The organism is Kitasatospora sp. YST-16 (genome assembly GCF_026802215.1).
Classification (GTDB): Bacteria; Actinomycetota; Actinomycetes; order Streptomycetales; family Streptomycetaceae; genus Kitasatospora; species Kitasatospora cineracea.
On record NZ_CP113837.1, the window covers coordinates 3,179,801 to 3,195,388 of the forward strand.

At 74.7% G+C, this 15,588-nt stretch carries 16 protein-coding genes; 7 read left to right on the forward strand and 9 right to left on the reverse strand.

Annotated elements, in window-relative coordinates:
* Positions 1-31: 31 nt before the first annotated feature.
* Positions 32-1,216 (reverse strand): MarP family serine protease, encoded by a 1,185-nt coding sequence (locus tag OU787_RS14440; protein ID WP_030461437.1) that lies wholly within the window; start codon positions 1,214-1,216, stop codon positions 32-34.
* Positions 1,217-1,369: 153 nt separating this feature from the next.
* Between OU787_RS14440 and OU787_RS14445 the strand changes: the two genes are divergently transcribed.
* Positions 1,370-2,158, forward strand: a complete 789-nt coding sequence (locus OU787_RS14445; protein WP_030461436.1) for a DUF4389 domain-containing protein — start codon at positions 1,370-1,372, stop codon at positions 2,156-2,158.
* 14 nt (positions 2,159-2,172) lie between these two features.
* Here OU787_RS14445 and OU787_RS14450 read toward each other — a convergent pair whose 3' ends face one another.
* From OU787_RS14450 to OU787_RS14465, 4 genes are all read right to left on the reverse strand, one after another.
* Positions 2,173-2,880 (reverse strand): NUDIX hydrolase, encoded by a 708-nt coding sequence (locus OU787_RS14450; protein ID WP_035956017.1) that lies wholly within the window; start codon positions 2,878-2,880, stop codon positions 2,173-2,175.
* On the reverse strand, positions 2,877-3,740 hold the full coding sequence (gene nth, locus OU787_RS14455; RefSeq protein WP_051817176.1) for an endonuclease III: 864 nt from the start codon (positions 3,738-3,740) through the stop codon (positions 2,877-2,879). Before nth ends, OU787_RS14450 begins: the two co-directional genes overlap by 4 nt.
* A 372-nt stretch (positions 3,741-4,112) precedes the next feature.
* The gene (locus tag OU787_RS14460; RefSeq protein WP_268659558.1) at positions 4,113-5,513 is read right to left on the reverse strand and encodes an MFS transporter; all 1,401 of its coding nucleotides are present in this window, start codon (positions 5,511-5,513) and stop codon (positions 4,113-4,115) included.
* A gap of 80 nt (positions 5,514-5,593) precedes the next feature.
* Positions 5,594-6,511 (reverse strand): hypothetical protein, encoded by a 918-nt coding sequence (locus OU787_RS14465; protein ID WP_268659559.1) that lies wholly within the window; start codon positions 6,509-6,511, stop codon positions 5,594-5,596.
* Between the two features lie 342 nt (positions 6,512-6,853).
* On the opposite strand from OU787_RS14465, the gene OU787_RS14470 reads away from it, so the two are divergent.
* From OU787_RS14470 to OU787_RS14480, 3 genes are all read left to right on the forward strand, one after another.
* Positions 6,854-7,126, forward strand: a complete 273-nt coding sequence (locus OU787_RS14470; RefSeq protein WP_268659560.1) for a heavy-metal-associated domain-containing protein — start codon at positions 6,854-6,856, stop codon at positions 7,124-7,126.
* Between the two features lie 53 nt (positions 7,127-7,179).
* A complete protein-coding gene (locus tag OU787_RS14475; RefSeq protein ID WP_268659561.1) occupies positions 7,180-9,435 on the forward strand; it encodes a heavy metal translocating P-type ATPase in 2,256 nt (751 codons plus the stop codon).
* A gap of 204 nt (positions 9,436-9,639) precedes the next feature.
* Positions 9,640-10,083: an iron chaperone gene (locus OU787_RS14480; RefSeq protein ID WP_030461902.1), complete on the forward strand. Its 444-nt coding sequence runs from the start codon at positions 9,640-9,642 to the stop codon at positions 10,081-10,083.
* A gap of 75 nt (positions 10,084-10,158) precedes the next feature.
* Here OU787_RS14480 and OU787_RS14485 read toward each other — a convergent pair whose 3' ends face one another.
* The gene (locus OU787_RS14485) at positions 10,159-11,010 is read right to left on the reverse strand and encodes an isocitrate lyase/phosphoenolpyruvate mutase family protein (protein ID WP_268659562.1); all 852 of its coding nucleotides are present in this window, start codon (positions 11,008-11,010) and stop codon (positions 10,159-10,161) included.
* Positions 11,011-11,134: 124 nt separating this feature from the next.
* Between OU787_RS14485 and OU787_RS14490 the strand changes: the two genes are divergently transcribed.
* Positions 11,135-12,178 (forward strand): ArsR/SmtB family transcription factor, encoded by a 1,044-nt coding sequence (locus tag OU787_RS14490; protein WP_268659563.1) that lies wholly within the window; start codon positions 11,135-11,137, stop codon positions 12,176-12,178.
* Positions 12,179-12,206: 28 nt separating this feature from the next.
* On the opposite strand, the gene OU787_RS14495 is transcribed toward OU787_RS14490, so the two are convergent.
* Entirely contained in the window at positions 12,207-13,115 is a 909-nt protein-coding gene (locus tag OU787_RS14495) for a hypothetical protein (protein WP_268659564.1), read from the reverse strand.
* A 159-nt stretch (positions 13,116-13,274) separates the two neighbouring features.
* On the opposite strand from OU787_RS14495, the gene OU787_RS14500 reads away from it, so the two are divergent.
* The gene (locus OU787_RS14500; protein ID WP_030461898.1) at positions 13,275-13,478 is read left to right on the forward strand and encodes a DUF4287 domain-containing protein; all 204 of its coding nucleotides are present in this window, start codon (positions 13,275-13,277) and stop codon (positions 13,476-13,478) included.
* A 123-nt stretch (positions 13,479-13,601) separates the two neighbouring features.
* On the forward strand, positions 13,602-14,399 hold the full coding sequence (locus tag OU787_RS14505) for an alpha/beta fold hydrolase (protein ID WP_268659565.1): 798 nt from the start codon (positions 13,602-13,604) through the stop codon (positions 14,397-14,399).
* Between the two features lie 56 nt (positions 14,400-14,455).
* Here the strand turns inward: OU787_RS14505 and OU787_RS14510 are convergent, their stop codons facing one another.
* Entirely contained in the window at positions 14,456-14,911 is a 456-nt protein-coding gene (locus tag OU787_RS14510; RefSeq protein ID WP_030461896.1) for a MarR family winged helix-turn-helix transcriptional regulator, read from the reverse strand.
* A gap of 117 nt (positions 14,912-15,028) precedes the next feature.
* Positions 15,029-15,451, reverse strand: a complete 423-nt coding sequence (locus OU787_RS14515) for an SRPBCC family protein (protein ID WP_268659566.1) — start codon at positions 15,449-15,451, stop codon at positions 15,029-15,031.
* Positions 15,452-15,588 lie beyond the last annotated feature (137 nt).

Here is a 15,588-nt window from a genome sequence, read left to right on the forward strand (position 1 = left end):
GACCGTCAGAGTGTGTTCGCCGAGCGGGCGGTCACAGCGCGCAGCCCTCGGTGCTGACCTTCCCGCTCGCGGTGGCACCCTGCGTGACGTCGTCCTTCACCTCGGCGGAGGTCAGCACGTAACCGGTGTCGGAGCTGTCCAGCGACTTGGCGAACACCACCCCGTACACCTGCCCCTCCGGCGTGAGCAGCGGGCCGCCGCTGTTGCCCTGGCGGACCAGCGAGCGCACCGAGTAGACGTCCCGGACGACCTGGCCGCGGTGGTAGATGTCCGGGCCGTTGGCCTGGATCCGGCCGCGGATGCGGGCGGGCTGGACGTTGAACGAGCCGTTCTCGGGGAAGCCCGCGACGATCGCCGAGTCGTTGGAGCGGGCCTCGCCCGCGAAGGACAGCGGCGGGGCGTTCAGCTTCGGGACGTCCAGCACCGCGATGTCGCGCTGCCAGTCGTAGCGGACCACCGTCGCGTCGTAGAGCTGGCCGGCACCGCCGATCTGCACGGTCGGCTCGTCGACGCCGCCCACCACGTGGGCGTTGGTCATCACCCGGTGCGGGGCGAACACGAAGCCGGAGCCCTCCAGGGTCTTGCCGCAGGAGGCGGCGGTGCCCAGCACCTTCACCAGCGAGCCCTTGGCCCGCAGCACGCCCGGGCTGTTGGCCAGCTCCGGGTCGGGCGGCTCCACCTCGGTGATCGGCTCCTGCTCGAACGGGTTGAACACCTGCGGGAAGCCGTTGCGGGCCAGGTCCTGGCTGAGGTCGGAGAACCAGTTCGGGGCGTCGGCGGGCAGCGCGCCCTGCACCGTGCTGAGCACCTTCGAACTGCGGACCTGCTTGGAGACGGTGGGCAGCGAGGTGCCCGCCAGCGCCGAACCGATCAGCCAGGCCACCAGCAGCATCGACAGCACGTTGACCAGCGCGCCGCCGACCGCGTCCAGGGTCTTCACCTTGGCCCGGCCGATCCGGCCGCGCAGCTTCCACCCGAAGTGCGTGGTGACCGCCTGCCCGACCGCGGCCAGCACGATCACCACCACCACGGCCACCACCGAGGCGGTGGTGCCCGGCGAGAGGTGGCGCAGCAGCAGCGGCAGCAACTGGACGGCGACCAGGCCGCCGCCCAGGAAACCCAGCACCGACAGCGCGCCGACCACGAACCCCTGCCGATAGCCGGAGACGGCGAAGCCGAGCGCGGCGGCGATCAACAGCAGATCCAGGACGTTCACCCGAACACCCTCCCATGTCCCGCCGGGCGGGGGACAGCGGTCCCCGGCCGTCGCCCGATCGGATCAGTCCGGCGGGCAGCGCGGCCGGGGCGGTTGGGACGGTCTGACCATCCGACCTTCCGCTCAGCCGACCGGGGAACAGGGAGCCGAACCATGGAACAACCCAGGTGGGACGTACCGGTCGTGGACCGCACCGAGTTCCAGCCCGCCCTGGACATCCCGCCGCCCGGCCCGCAGAACCGGCTCACCGTGCTGCTGCGCCTGCTGCTGCTGGTCCCGCAGTACGTGGTGCTGTGGCTGCTGTCGATCGTCGCCTTCGTGGTCGTGGTGATCGGCTGGTTCGGCGCGCTGTTCGCCGGCCGGCTGCCCCGGTTCGCGGCCGGCTGGCTGAGCGGGTACCTGGCGTACGACACCCGGGTCTACGCCTCCCTGCTGCTCGTCACCGACCGCTACCCGCCGTTCCGGTTCGACGCCGCCGACCACCCCGTCCGGATCGAGCTGCGGGCCGGCGGGCCGCTGAACCGGCTCGCGGTGTTCTTCCGGCTGCTGCTGGCGATCCCCGCCGCGATCGTCCAGGGGCTGCTGCAGACCGGCTGGTGGGCGGTGTCCTTCATCAGCTGGCTGGTGGTGCTGGTGCTCGGGCGGATGCCGCAGGCGCTGTTCGAGGCCACCGCCGCGGTGCTGCGCTACCGGATGCGGTTCCAGGCGTACCTGATGATGCTCACCGCGGCCTACCCCAAGGCCGTGTTCGGCGACCCGGCCGACTCCGAGCCGGTGCGCTCCGCGACCCGGCCGCTGGTGCTGACCGGGGCCGCGAAGGCGCTGCTGGTGATCTACCTGGTGCTCGGGGTGATCGGGTCGGCGGCGAGCTCGGTGACCACCGACTGGGACTCGTACGAGAACGGCGACACCGTGTCGACCATGGCGCCGCTCGGGCGGTGAGCGGTGCGCGGGGTTCAGGAGCCGTGGCGCTGGGCCAGCGTCACGGCCTCCTCGGACAGCTCGACGGTGCGGCGGGTGTCCCAGGGGCGCTCCAGGCCGCTGAAGTGCAGCACCCGGTCGATCACCCCGGCGGTGAAGCCCCACACCAGGCGGCCGGCCACCTGGAACGCGGGACCGGTGAAGCCCGACGGGTGGCGCAGCTTCGCCCGGTTCGCCGGATCGGTCAGCTCGGCCAGCGGCACCCGGAACACCGCGCCGGTCTCCGCCGGGTCGACCACCGCGACCGGCGACTCCTCCCGCCACCAGCCCAGCACCGGCGTCACCACGAACCCGCTGACCGGGATGTACAGGGCCGGCAGCCGGGCGAACAGCTGCACGCCCGCCGCGTCCAGACCGGTCTCCTCGACCGCCTCGCGCAGCGCCGCCGCCAGCGGGCCGCTGCCCGCCGGGTCGCCGTCCTCCGGGTCCAGCGCGCCGCCCGGGAAGGACGGCTGGCCCGCGTGCGAGCGCAGGCTGCGGGCCCGCTCGATCAGCAGCAGGTCCGGCCCCGCCGGGCCCTCGCCGAACAGCATCAGCACCGCCGACGGGCGGCCGCCCTCGGCGGGCGGCAGGAACCGGCTCAGCTGCTCGGGCACCGCCCGCTCGGCGGCCTCCCGCACCGGCAGCAGCCACTGCGGCAGGCCGTCCCGGTGCAGCACCGGCGGGGTCGGGAACGTCGTCACGAAGCCTCCTCCGCGGTCGGCAGGGCCTGCGGATCGGTGTCCGGCAGCGGGTGGCCGGCGGCCAGTTCGGCGCGGGCCGCGGCCTCGCCCGGGAAGTCCGCCGGGGGGCGCAGGCGCTGGCCGGGCTGCCCGGCCAGCTCGTACTTGAGCAGCTTGCGGGCCTGCTCCGGGTCGGTCTCGCCGACCCCGTACGACGGGCAGAGCGGCGCGATCGGGCACGCCCCGCAGGCGGGGCGGCGGGCGTGGCAGACCCGGCGGCCGTGGAACACCACCCGGTGCGAGAGCATCGTCCACTCCGACTTCGGGAAGATCGCCATCACGTCGGCCTCGACCTTCTCCGGGTCCTCCTCGGCCGTCCAGCCGAAGCGGCGGGCCAGCCGTCCGAAGTGGGTGTCGACGGTGATGCCCGCCCCTCCGAACGCGTTCCCGATCACCACGTTGGCGGTCTTGCGGCCCACGCCCGGCAGCGTGACCAGGTCCTCCAGCTTGCGCGGCACCTCGCCGCCGAAACGGTCGCGCAGCGCGATCGACAGGCCGATCAGCGACTTCGCCTTGGCCCGGAAGAAACCCGTCGGCCGGATGATCTGCTCCAGCTCCTCGGGAACCGCCGCCGCGAGGTCCTCCGGCGCCGGGTACTTCGCGAACAGCGCCGGCGTGGTCTGGTTCACCCGCAGGTCGGTGGTCTGCGCCGACAGCACGGTCGCCACCAGCAGCTGGAACGGCCCGTCGAAGTCCAACTCCGGGTGCGCGTACGGGTACAGCTCCGCCAGCTCGCGGTTGATCCGCCGGGCCCGCCGCACCATCCCCAGATGCGTCTCGGGCTTCTTCCGCCCGACCTTCGCCACCTTGCTCTCTGCCATGCACGAAGGCTACGCCGCAGCGGGCGGGCCATGGCCGGGAATCGGCCGGGGCTGCTACTGCGGGGGAATTGGAGGGGGGAGGGAGGGGGGATGGAGGGAAGCGGACGGGGACGGGGACGGCTATGCCGAAGCGGGCGGGCTGTGGCCGGGAATCGGCCGGGGCTGCTACTGAGAGTGGTCGAGGGGAGGGAGGAGGGGACGGGGACGGCCGAAGGCTATGCCGGAGCGGGCGGGCTGTGGCCGGGGTCGGCTCGCTGCAGGGCGGGCAGTGGAGGGAGGGGTGCGGGGGGGGGCGGGCCGCGGTTCCTCTCCGGGGGGAATGCCGGAGCGGCCGGGGTTGGGCCGTGGGCCGGCCGCGGCCGGGGGGCGGGGTCAGGGGGTGCGGGTGCGGAGGGTGAGGAGGGAGGTGAGGGCGCCGAGGAGGGCGAGGAGGGCGGCGCCGAGGAAGGCGGTGGAGAAGCCGTGGGTGAGGGCGGTGGGGTCGGTGAGTCGGCGGGAGCCGTTGGCGGCGGCGACGGCGGTCATGGCGGCCAGGCCGAGGGCGGAGCCGACCTGGTAGGAGGTGTTGACGATGCCGGAGGCGAGGCCGCCCTCGGCGGGGTCGGGGACGGCGAGGGCGGTGCCGAGGGAGGGGATGAAGGCCAGCGACATGCCGATCGCGGCGAGCAGGGAGGCGGGCAGCACGTCGACCGCGAAGCTGCCGTCCGGGCGGGCCAGCGAGAGCCAGTACATGCCGGCCGCGAGGGCGGCGAGGCCGGTGACGATCAGCGGCTTGGGGCCGAAGCGGGCGATCAGCCGGGGCGCCAGGACGATCATCATCAGCATGATCGCGGCGGTCATCGGGAGCAGTGCCGCGCCCGAGGCGAACGCCCCGAGGCCGAGGACCTGCTGCAGGTAGAGGTTGAGGAAGAACCACATCGGGATCCAGGCCGCCGCCATCAGCAGTTGGGCCAGGTTGGCCCCGGCCAGGTTCGGGCTGCGCCAGATGCCGAGCCGCATCAGCGGTTCGCGGCGGCGGGACTGCAGCAGCACGAACGCGGCGATCAGCAGCAGGCCGGCGGCGAGGGCGAGCCAGGTCTGCGCCGAGCCCCAACCCGCTTCCGGAGCGCGGACGACGGCGAGGACGGTGACGGCGAGGCCAGCGGTGACAGTGGCCGCGCCGAGCCAGTCGATCGAACCGCGGCGGGCCGCGGCGGCGGGCATCACGGACGGGGTGGCGGCGAGCACGGCCAGCGCCACCGGGATGTTGATCCAGAACACCCACTCCCAGCTGGCGTACTGGGTGATCAGGCCGCCGAGGAACACGCCCGCGGTGCCGCCGGCCGGGGCGGCCGCCCCGTACAGGGCGAACGCCTTGGGCAGTTCGGCCGGGCGGGGGCCGAAGAGCGTCATCAGCAGGGTGAGCGCCGCCGGGGCGATCAGGGCCGAGCCCGCGCCCTGCACGGCGCGGCCGACCAGTTCGACCCAGGCGGTGCCGGCCAGGCCGGCCAGCAGGGAGCCGGCGGCGAGGACCGTCCAGCCGGCCGCGAAGACGCGCTTGGCGCCGAGCAGGTCGGAGAGCCGTCCGCCGAGCAGCAGCAGGCCGCCGAAGGCGATCACGTAGGCGTTGAACACCCAGGACAGGCCCTCCGGCGAGAAGTCGAGCGCGGAGCGCATCTCGGGCAGGGCCACGCCGATGATCGAGGTGTCCATGATGACCATGAACTGGGCGAGGGCGATCAGGGTGAGCGCCGTCCAACGGCGCGGTGCGGGTGGTGCGCTGGGGTCGGACATGGCTGGGAGCTCCTCTGGGATATACCGGGTGGGGGTATGTGGGGGACGGATGGGTGCGCGGGGCGGGGGGACGGGTGGGGTCAGTGCTGGTGGGGTTCGGGAGCGGCGGTTTCGGCGGTGAGGGTGAAGGCCGCGGTGTGGACGGTGCCCTGGTGCTGGAAGTCCAGGAAGAGGCGGTAGTCGCCCGGGCTCGGGGCGGTCGCGGTGAAGTCGATCTCCGGGCCGGGGGCGGTGGTGCCGTCGCCGGGTTCGCCGTCCGGGTGGACGTGCAGGTAGCCGAGGTCGCCGGCCCGTAGGACCACCAGGTGGCCGTAGGCGGCGAGGTACGGGTCGAGGTCGGTGACCGGGCGGCCGTCCTTGGTCACGGTGAAGGCGAGGCGGCCGGGCCGTCCCGGGGCGAGGTCGCCGGCGAGGGTGAGGGTGTAGCCGTCGACGGTGACGGTGCGGCCGGTCTGCGGGAGGGCGGCCGGGCGGTAGTCGCCGGCGGCGTGCAGGTCGGCGCCGAGGGTGAGCGGGTCGGTCTCGGCGGCCGGGGTGAAGTCGGCGAAGACCCGGTAGTCGCCGGCCGCGGCGATGTTCGCCGGGGCGGCCCAGGTGTCGTCGGCGGCGCGGACCGGGTGCAGGTGCTGGAAGTCCGTCAGGTCGCGGTTGGCGACGATCAGGTGGAGTTCCTTCTCGTGCGCGGGCCGGTAGGCGGTGAGCGGGTGCCCGTCGGGGGCCAGCACCCGGAAGCTCAGTTCGGTCGGCCCCCCGGCCGGGACGACGGTGCGGTCCAGGCTGAGGGTGTAGCCGCGTTCGGCGGCCTGCAGGCCGCCGACCTGGTGGTCGGCGTGGGCGGTGGCGCCCGCGTCGTCGGCCGGGTGGGCGGCGTGCCCGCCGTGGGCGGCGGGGTGCGGCTGGGCGGGAGCGGGGCCGACGGCGTGGCCGACGCCGTACGCGGCGGTGAAGGTGGCGGCGAGGCCGGCGGCGAAGGCGGTGACCTTGAGGGCGGTGTTCATGGCGGGCTCCTGGGTGGTGGTGCGAGAGGGGGTCGGGGTCGCTCCCGGGACTCCGGGGCGTTCCGACGGCAGCGAGTAGATACCCCCCAGGGGTATGTGTCAACCAGGGTCGGGAGGGTGGGCGGGGGTCGCTACGGCCGGACGGGGCGGCGTTTCCGCAGGTCGAGAGGGTGGCGGTGGACCGGACGGGAGGGGCCGAAATTTCCAGGGCGGAGGAGCGGCGGCGGAGGGGTGGGCGGTTTTTCTCGGGCGGACGCTTGCGATGCATACCCCCCAGGGGTATAAATGAGGACATGAAGTCGATACCCCCACTGGGTATCGCGGACCACACCGGAGGCTCCCATGTCCTGCTGCTCCAACGAAGGCACCTGCTCCACCACCGCGACCGCGGCCGCGCCGGCCGCCGTCACCACCGTGTTCACCGTCGCCGGGATGACCTGCGGCCACTGCGAGCAGGCCGTCGGGAAGGCGGTCGGCGCGCTGGAGGGCGTGCAGGCCGTGCGGGTCGACGTCAAGGGCGGGCTGGTGAGCGTCGACTCGGCCGCCGGGTTGGCCGACGAGGCGGTGCGCGCCGCGATCGACGAGGCCGGTTACGAACTGACCGGCCGGGCCTGAGAGACCGACCGCAGGAACCCGGCCACGGCCGGGAGAGACCACGAGGAGCCCTGATGACCACCCAGGCAGCACCCGCCTCCACCGAGGTGGAACTCCGCATCGGCGGCATGACGTGCGCGTCCTGCGCCGCGCGGATCGAGAAGAAGCTCAACCGCATGGACGGCGTCCGGGCCAGCGTCAACTACGCCACCGAGAAGGCCCGGGTGGTCGTCGAGGGGCCCGTGGAGGTCGCCGACCTGATCGCCACCGTCGAGGCCACCGGCTACACCGCCGCGCTGCCGGAGCCCCCGGCGGAGCAGCGGGAGGCGGCCGGAGCGGACGGGCGGGCCGACGAGCTGGCGCCGCTGCGGCAGCGGCTGGTCGCGGCCGTCGCGCTGGCGGTGCCGGTGATCGCCATGGCGATGGTGCCGGCCCTGCAGTTCGACAACTGGCAGTGGCTGTCGCTGACCCTGGCCGCGCCGGTGGTGACGTACGCCGCCTGGCCGTTCCACAAGGCCGCCTGGACCAACGCGAAGCACGGCGCGGCGACCATGGACACCCTGGTCTCGCTGGGCACCGGCGCCGCGTTCCTGTGGTCACTGTGGGCGCTGTTCTTCGGGGACGCGGGCATGCCGGGGATGCGGCACGGCTTCGAATTCACCATCGCCCGTTCGGACGGCTCCTCGAACATCTACCTGGAGGCGGCGGCCGGCGTCACCGCGTTCATCCTGGCCGGACGGTACTTCGAGGCCCGCTCGAAGCGGACCGCGGGCGCCGCGCTGAAGGCGCTGCTGGAACTGGGCGCCAAGGACGTCACCGTACTGCGGGACGGGCGCGAGGTCCGCGTCCCGGTCGGTCAACTCGCGGTCGGGGACCGGTTCGTGGTGCGGCCCGGCGAGAAGGTCGCCACCGACGGCACGGTGGTCGAGGGCAGCTCCGCGGTGGACGCGTCGATGCTGACCGGCGAGTCGGTGCCGGTGGAGGTCGGGCCCGGCGACAGCGTGACCGGCGCGACCGTCAACGCGGGCGGCCGCCTGGTCGTCGAGGCGACCCGGGTCGGCGCGGACACCCAACTGGCCCGGATGGCCAAGCTGGTGGAGGACGCGCAGAACGGCAAGGCCGCCGCGCAGCGCCTGGCCGACCGGATCTCCGGCGTGTTCGTGCCGATCGTGATCACCCTGGCGCTGGCCACCCTGGGCTACTGGCTGGGCACCGGCGAGGGCTGGAGCGCGGCGTTCACTGCAGCCGTCGCGGTGCTGATCATCGCCTGCCCGTGCGCCCTCGGCCTGGCCACCCCCACCGCGCTGCTGGTCGGCACCGGGCGCGGCGCCCAGCTCGGCATCCTGATCAAGGGCCCGGAGGTGCTGGAGAACACCCGCCGGGTCGACACCATCGTGCTCGACAAGACCGGCACCGTGACCACCGGCCGGATGGCGCTGCTGGGCGTGCACACCGCCGAGGGCACCACCGAGGACGAGGCGCTGCGCCTGGCCGGCGCCCTGGAGCACGCCTCCGAGCACCCGATCGCGCAGGCCGTGGCCACCGCCGCGCAGGAGCGGTTCGGCGACCTGGCGGCCGTCGAGGGTTTCGAGAACCTCCCCGGCCTGGGCGTGCAGGGCGTGGTCGACGGGCACGCGGTGGTCGCCGGGCGCGAGGCGCTGCTGGCCGACTGGTCGCAGCACCTGCCGGCCGGGCTGCTCGCGGCGAAGGCCGCGGCCGAGCGGGCCGGGCGGACCGCGATCGCGGTGGGCTGGGACGGGGCGGCCCGGGCCGTGCTGGAGGTCGCCGACGCGGTGAAGCCGACCAGTGCCGAGGCGATCGCCGAACTGCGCGCGCTGGGCCTGCGGCCGGTGCTGCTGACCGGTGACAACCGGCTGGTGGCGGAGTCGGTGGCGGCCGAGGTCGGCATCCCGGCCGAGGACGTGATCGCCGAGGTGCTGCCCGAGGACAAGGTGGCGACCGTCCAGCGGCTGCAGGCCGAGGGCCGGACGGTGGCGATGGTCGGCGACGGCGTCAACGACGCGGCCGCCCTGGCCCAGGCCGACCTGGGGCTGGCGATCGGCACCGGCACCGACGCGGCGATCGAGGCCGCCGACCTGACCCTGGTCCGCGGCGACCTGCGCTCGGCGGCGGATGCGATCCGGCTGTCGCGGCGGACGCTGGCCACCATCAAGGGCAACCTGTTCTGGGCCTTCGCCTACAACGTGGCCGCCCTGCCGCTGGCGGCGAGCGGGCTGCTGAACCCGATGATCGCGGGGGCGGCGATGGCCTTCTCCTCGGTGTTCGTGGTCGGCAACAGCCTGCGGCTGCGGACCTTCAAGGCCCGCTGAGGCCGTCGACGCCGCAGTGGAGTCCGGCCCGGGGCCGGGCTCCACTGCTTTGGGCTCGGGCTTTGGGCCTTGGGCTTGAGGCTTGGGGCTTGGGGCTTGGGCTTTTGGCGCGGCCGGTCGAGCCGGTCAGTTTCCGAGAAGCCGGGAGGGCCGCCCGGTTCCTAGGATCGGTGACGACGGAGAACGGAAACGGGAGGACCGGCCATGGCGGAGAAGCACGAGGGTTTCACGGCGGACGAGCGCGCGGCGATGAAGGAGCGCGCCAAGGAGCTGAAGGCGGAGTCCAAGCGGGCCTCGGCCGCGGCGAAGGCGGCCGAGGCCGAGCAGGACCTGCTGGCGAAGATCGAGGAGATGCCGGAGGAGGACCGGGTGCTCGCCCGGCGCTTCCACGCGATCGTCGCCGAGGTGGCGCCGCAGCTGGCCCCGAAGACCTGGTACGGCATGCCCGCGTACAACAACGCGGACGGCAAGCCGGTGTGCTTCTTCCAGAGCGCGGCCAAGTTCAAGTCCCGGTACGCGATGATCGGTTTCAGCGACAGCGCCAAGCTGGACGACGGCGCGCTGTGGCCGACCTACTTCGCCGTCGCCGAGCTGGGCGACGCGGAGGCGGCCCGGGTCGCCGAGCTGGTGAAGCGCGCGGTGTCCTGACGCCGGGTCAGCGGCTGGGGTGGCGGCCGGGTTTGCGGTCGGGTCGGCATCCGGATCACCGGATCAGTGGTCGGGTCAGCGGTCGGCGAGCAGGCCGTTCAGGGTGCCGTAGTCGAGCGCGCCGCCCAGCGCGCCGTACGTGCCGGTGCCGAGCAGTTCGGTGGCGGCCCGGTGCGCGGCGGTGTACGCGGCCTGGGCGAGTGCGGTGCCCAGGCTGATCCGGCGGACCCCGGCGGCGGCAAGTTCCGCGACGGTCGGGCCGCCCGGGACGGCCATCGCGTTGACCGGCAGCGGGGACGCGGCGGTCAGCTCCTTCAGTGCGGCGAGGTCGAGCAGGCCGGGGACGAACAGCGAGTCGGCCCCGGCCGCCGCGTACGCCTCGGCGCGGCGCAGCACCTCGGCCGGGCGGCCGTCCGCCGGGCCGACCCCGAACAGGTGAACGTCGGTACGGGCGTTGACCAGCAGCCCGGGCAGGCCCGCCTCGGCGGCGGCCGTCCGGGCGGCGCGCAGCCGGGCGGACTGCTCGGCGACGGTGAACAGCGGGCCGCCCGGGGCGGCCGAGTCCTCCAGGTTGACGCCGACCGCGCCCGCCGCGACCACCGCGCGGACGGTCTCGGCCACGTCCTCGGGCGCCGGGCCGTAGCCGCCCTCGACGTCGGCGGTCACCGGGACGTCCACGGCGGCGGCGATCCGGCGCACCGCCTCGGCCATCGTCGCCCGGTCCAGGCCCTGGCCGTCGCCGCGGCCCGCCGACCAGGAGACGCCGCCGCTGGTGGTGGCGATCGCGGCGGCGCCGGCCGCGGCGATCACCGCCGCGCTGCCCGCGTCCCAGGCGTTCGGGAGCAGCAGCGGCGCGTCGGCGGCGGCGAGGGAACGGAGGGTGGCGGCGTGCTCGGCGGAACGGGCGGGGAGGGTGCGGTTCGACATGCGGGGCTCGCTTCCGGTGCGGGGTGGGCACGGTGGTCGGAACCGATCCTGCCCGGCCGGGCGGGGCCGCGCCGACCGATTAAGCTGCGGCCTAATCGACGGCGGCGGATGCGGGGGTGGCGGGGTGCGGACCGGGCTGCCGCTGACGGCGGACGACCTCGCGCTGACCAGGTTCGCGGTCTCGCCGATGTGGGAGGTGGTCGCCGCCTGCCGCGCGCTGGCCGCCGACCCGGTGCCCGTGCCGCACCGCCGCTGGGCCGCGCAGGTCCGGCCCCGGCTGGCCGCCGCCGGGCTGGACCGCGGCTGGCTGGCCGAACTGGTCCCGCCGCACGGGCACCTGCCGGACTTCCTCAACCCCGTCCCGGACCGGCCGGTCACCGATCTGGCCGCCGAGCTGGCCGCGATCCGGGCCACCGGCCCCGCGCTGCTCCGGCACGACCTGGACTGCCTGCACGCCGACCGCGGCAACCGTGACGGTCGTGGCGGCTATGACGGCCGCGACGGTCGTGGCGGTCGTGGCGGCCGGAGCGGACCCCGGCTGCGGGCGCTGGAACGCGAACCCGAGCAGGCGCTGCGGCGGATCACCGCCGAGATCGAGGCGTTCTGGCAGCTCGCCCTCGCCCCGTACTGGTCGCGGATCGGCGCGGTGCTGGAGGCGGACGTCCTGCGGCGCGCCCGGCGGGCCGCCGAACGGGGCAGCGCGGCCGTGCTCGGCGAACTGCACGGGACGGTGCGCTGGGCGGACGGCACCCTGCACCTGTCGGAGCGGCACTGCGCCGTCACCCGGATCCCGACCGGTGCCGGACTGCTGCTGGTGCCCTCGGTGTTCGCCTGGCCCCGGCTGCTGACCCGCACCGTCTCCCCCGACCCGCCGCAGCTCTGCTACCCCGCGCTGGGCGCCGCGACCGTCTGGGAACACCGGCCGGCCCCCCGCGCCGAGGCGCTCGCGCCCGTGCTCGGCCGCACCCGCACCCGGCTGCTGGCCGAACTGGACGTCCCCGCCTCCACCACCGAACTCGCCGCCCGCTGCGGCATCACCGCCCCGGCGGCCTCCCAGCACCTCACCGCGCTGCGCACCGCGGGGCTGGTCTCCTCGCACCGGGCGGGGCGCTTCGTGCTGTACGCCCGGACCGCCGTCGCGGACGGGTGGCTGGCGGCGCTGCCGTAGGGCGCGGTGCCGGTGGACGGCGGGGGGCTCAGCCCGCGTAGGCGCGGAGGGTGCGCAGGGCGGCCAGGGTGACGCCCGGGCGGGCCTCGTGCTCGGTGGCGGCGGACCAGCGGGCCCAGGTGATCGGCCAGCCGCCGTCCGGGAGTTGGGCGGCGGCCAGGTGGTCGAGGCCGCGCTCGGTCTCGGCGTCGGTGAACCAGGACCGGGCCAGGCTGTCCGGGGTGGGCGCGAAGTCGTGCGGGAAGTGGAACTCGCCGGGCGCGTAGCCGGGCGCCAGCCGGACCTGCTCGGGGTGGGCCGGGTCGAGCAGCACCAGCTGCTGCTCGCGCACCAACTCCCCCAGCCGGTCGGCCTGTTGCCCGGCCCAGGCGCGGTCCGGGGCGGCGTCCAGGAAGCCGACGGCGGTGATCACCTCGTACGGGTGGGTCGTCCCGATCGCCTCGATCGCGCGGCGGCAGAACTCCGCCGCGCCGGTCAGCCAGGGGTGCCGCAGTCCGGCCCGGAGCAGCGGGGCGGCGATCTGGCCGGTGGAGAGCAGTTCGGCGGGAGGGTCGTCGGCGATCGGCAGGAAGGGCGGGTGCGGGTAGCGGCGCAGGCTGGGCAGGACGGCCGGGACGCCGCCCTCGTCGGTGGTCAACGTGGCGGCCCAGTCGCAGAGTTCGGTGCCGCGCGGGCCGTTCAGGGCGTCCGCCTCGGCCAGGATCCGGGCGGCTGCGCCGGCTGCCAGCGGCTGGGCGGCGGGCCCGCGGACGTCCGGCTCCAGGCCGTACGCCCAGCCGCCGCCGGGGGCGCGGTAGGCGTCCAGGGCGGCCAGGACGCCCGCCGGGTCGGGGTCTTCGCCGAACAGGTGGGTGAAGCGCCGCTGTTCGAGGACCCGGCCCGCCGTCCACAGGTAGCCGGCCGCCCGGTCGATCGTGCTGTCGTCGATGCGTGCCATGGCCCGAACCGTACGGTCCGGAAAAAACTTTGGCGAGGACCGATGAGTTCCGCCGGGGCGTCGCGTCTCTTCCTGTGACGGCGGCGCGCGGAACACGGAACGCGGCGCGCGGAACACGGAACGCGGCGCGCGGAACACGGACATGGACGGAGCGAGCAGATGAGCGTCAAGGGACCGGCCAGCTACTTCCCCTCGATCGAGCAGAAGTACGGGCGTCCGATCGCCGAGTGGCAGCAGTTGATCACCGATTCGCCGCTGACCAAGCACATGGAGCTGGTGGCCTGGCTGAAGTCCGAGCACGGGCTGGGCCACGGGCACGCCAACGCGCTGGTCGCGCACACCCTGGCCGACGCCGGCAGGTGAGCGGGACGGGGTCGGGCGGGGTCGGGCGCGGCCGGTCGGAAAACCAGAGCAATCAGCACAACCAGAGCAACCAGAGCAACCAGAGCAACCAGAGCAACCAGAGCCATTCAACAGGGAGTTGGCATGACCGAGTACGTGACCTCCGCCGACGGCACCCGGATCGCCCACCAGGTGGCGGGTGACAGCGGTCCGGCCGTGGTGATCGTGGACGGCGCGCTGTGCCACCGCGCGTTCGGGCCGTCGGGCGGTCTCGCGGCCGAACTCGCCGGGGCGCACCGGGTGTTCAGCTACGACCGGCGCGGGCGCGGGGAGAGCGGTGCGGGCGGGCCGTACGCCGTGGAGCGGGAGGTGGAGGACCTGGCGGCGGTCGTCGCGGCGGCGGGCGGCCGGGCGACGCTGCTGGGCCTGTCCTCCGGGGCGGCGCTCGCGCTGCGGGCGGCGGGGGCGGGCATCGGGGTGGAGCGGGTGGTGGCGTACGAGCCGCCGTTCAGCACCTCCGAGGAGCAGCGCGCCCGGTTCGCGGAGTACCGGGCGGGCGTCGAGAAGGACGTCCTGGCGGGCGAGCCGGGCGACGCGGTGGCCCGGTTCATGGTCTTCGTCGGCTCCCCCGAGCCGATGGTCGAGCAGTTGCGGCAGTCGCCGGTGTGGCCGGCCTTCGTGGCGGTGGCGCCGACCCTGGTCAACGACGCGGAGGTGCTGGACGGGGCGGCGGGCGCGCCGGTGCCGACCGCGCTGCTGGCCGGGCTGCCGGTGCCGGTGCTGGTCGCCGACGGCGAGTTCAGCCCCGCGATGCTGCGCGACGCCGCCACCGCGACGGCCGCCGCCGCGGGCGCCGAGTACCGCACCCTGGCGGGGCAGACCCACGAGGTCGCGCCGGAGGTGCTGGGGCCGGTGGTGGCGGAGTTCGTCGCCCGGAGCTGAGGCCGCGCGGAGCCGGAGCTGAGGCTGCGCGGGGCCGGGGCTGTCCGGGCCGGGGGTTACGGGGCTTCGGTCAGGCGGCGGAGCAGGTGGCTGAGGGCGTCCGGGGCGAGGGACGGGGAGCCGTGGGCGGCCGGGGTGAAGAAGGTGCGGTCGACCGCCTCGACGGCCGGGATCGCGGCGCGGGCGAGGGCGGTGCCGCGGGGGGTGATGCGCAGGCGGCGGGCCCGGGTGTCGTCGGGGTCGGTGGTGCGGTCGAGCAGGCCCTTGGCCTCCAGTTTCCGCACCACCTGGGAGGTGGTGCGGACGTCGGTGCCGGCCTGGGCGGAGAGCTCCTGCTGGTTGGGGGTGGCGCCCTGCTCGTTGAGCCACCAGGCGCAGGAGAGCAGCACGAACTGGGGGTGCGTCAGGTCGTACGGGGCGAGGGCGGCGGCGACCTCGCGCTGCCAGCGCAGGGTGGCGTGCCAGAGCCAGAAGCCGGGGCTGTTCGCCGGGCCCTCGACCAGTCCGTCCATCGTCCCGTCCTCCTTCGTGCGTCTCCGGCGTTTCCGGTCGGCCGGACCATCCAACACGGTCGGACGGTCGACCCGGTCGGGCAGTCACCCCGGTCAGGTGGTCAGGCGGTCGGATGGTCAGGCAGTCCGTTCGGCGCGGGCCAGCAGGGCGGCCATCGCGTCCGGGAAGTCCTCGGTGATCATCGGGCCGAGTTCGGGGCCGAGTTGGTCGGCCTCGGGGCCGGTGATCTCCAGGCGGTGGACCACCCGGGTGCCGCCGGCGGGGAGGGCGGTGAGGGTGTGCGAGAAGTCCAGTACGGCGCCGCCGAACTCGGTGCGGTCGGCGTAGGCGCGGTCCGCCTCGATCCGGGTGATGACGGAGACGATCGGCTCCTGCCCGGTCGGGGTCATCGAGACCCGGCCGCCGACCTCGAACGGGCCCTCCAGGGTGACGGCCTCCATCGAGGTGTCCCAGTCGGTCCAGTGGTCGAGGTCGCTGAGCACGGCCCAGACGGCGCTCGGCGCGGCGGCGGTCTCGGCGGTGTACTCGTGCTGCCACATGGCGGTTCCCCCTGCGGTCGGTGTTCCATCCGGTTTCATCTCTGCAGAGATTATCTCCGCAGAGATTATCTCCGCAAGGGAGGGCGCGCCCCGCGTGCGGCGGGCCCGAAAGGCGCTGCAGCGGCTTCCCCGCCCCT

Bases quoted from the DNA above. Each gene is read 5' to 3' on its own strand.
- OU787_RS14445 (WP_030461436.1), top strand. From the start codon at position 1,370: ATGGAACAACCCAGGTGGGACGTACCGGTCGTGGACCGCACCGAGTTC.
- nth (WP_051817176.1), bottom strand. From the start codon at position 3,740: ATGGCAGAGAGCAAGGTGGCGAAGGTCGGGCGGAAGAAGCCCGAGACG.
- OU787_RS14460 (WP_268659558.1), bottom strand. From the start codon at position 5,513: ATGTCCGACCCCAGCGCACCACCCGCACCGCGCCGTTGGACGGCGCTC.
- OU787_RS14465 (WP_268659559.1), bottom strand. From the start codon at position 6,511: ATGAACACCGCCCTCAAGGTCACCGCCTTCGCCGCCGGCCTCGCCGCC.
- OU787_RS14470 (WP_268659560.1), top strand. From the start codon at position 6,854: ATGTCCTGCTGCTCCAACGAAGGCACCTGCTCCACCACCGCGACCGCG.
- OU787_RS14475 (WP_268659561.1), top strand. From the start codon at position 7,180: ATGACCACCCAGGCAGCACCCGCCTCCACCGAGGTGGAACTCCGCATC.
- OU787_RS14480 (WP_030461902.1), top strand. From the start codon at position 9,640: ATGGCGGAGAAGCACGAGGGTTTCACGGCGGACGAGCGCGCGGCGATG.
- OU787_RS14485 (WP_268659562.1), bottom strand. From the start codon at position 11,010: ATGTCGAACCGCACCCTCCCCGCCCGTTCCGCCGAGCACGCCGCCACC.
- OU787_RS14495 (WP_268659564.1), bottom strand. From the start codon at position 13,115: ATGGCACGCATCGACGACAGCACGATCGACCGGGCGGCCGGCTACCTG.
- OU787_RS14500 (WP_030461898.1), top strand. From the start codon at position 13,275: ATGAGCGTCAAGGGACCGGCCAGCTACTTCCCCTCGATCGAGCAGAAG.
- OU787_RS14505 (WP_268659565.1), top strand. From the start codon at position 13,602: ATGACCGAGTACGTGACCTCCGCCGACGGCACCCGGATCGCCCACCAG.
- OU787_RS14510 (WP_030461896.1), bottom strand. From the start codon at position 14,911: ATGGACGGACTGGTCGAGGGCCCGGCGAACAGCCCCGGCTTCTGGCTC.
- OU787_RS14515 (WP_268659566.1), bottom strand. From the start codon at position 15,451: ATGTGGCAGCACGAGTACACCGCCGAGACCGCCGCCGCGCCGAGCGCC.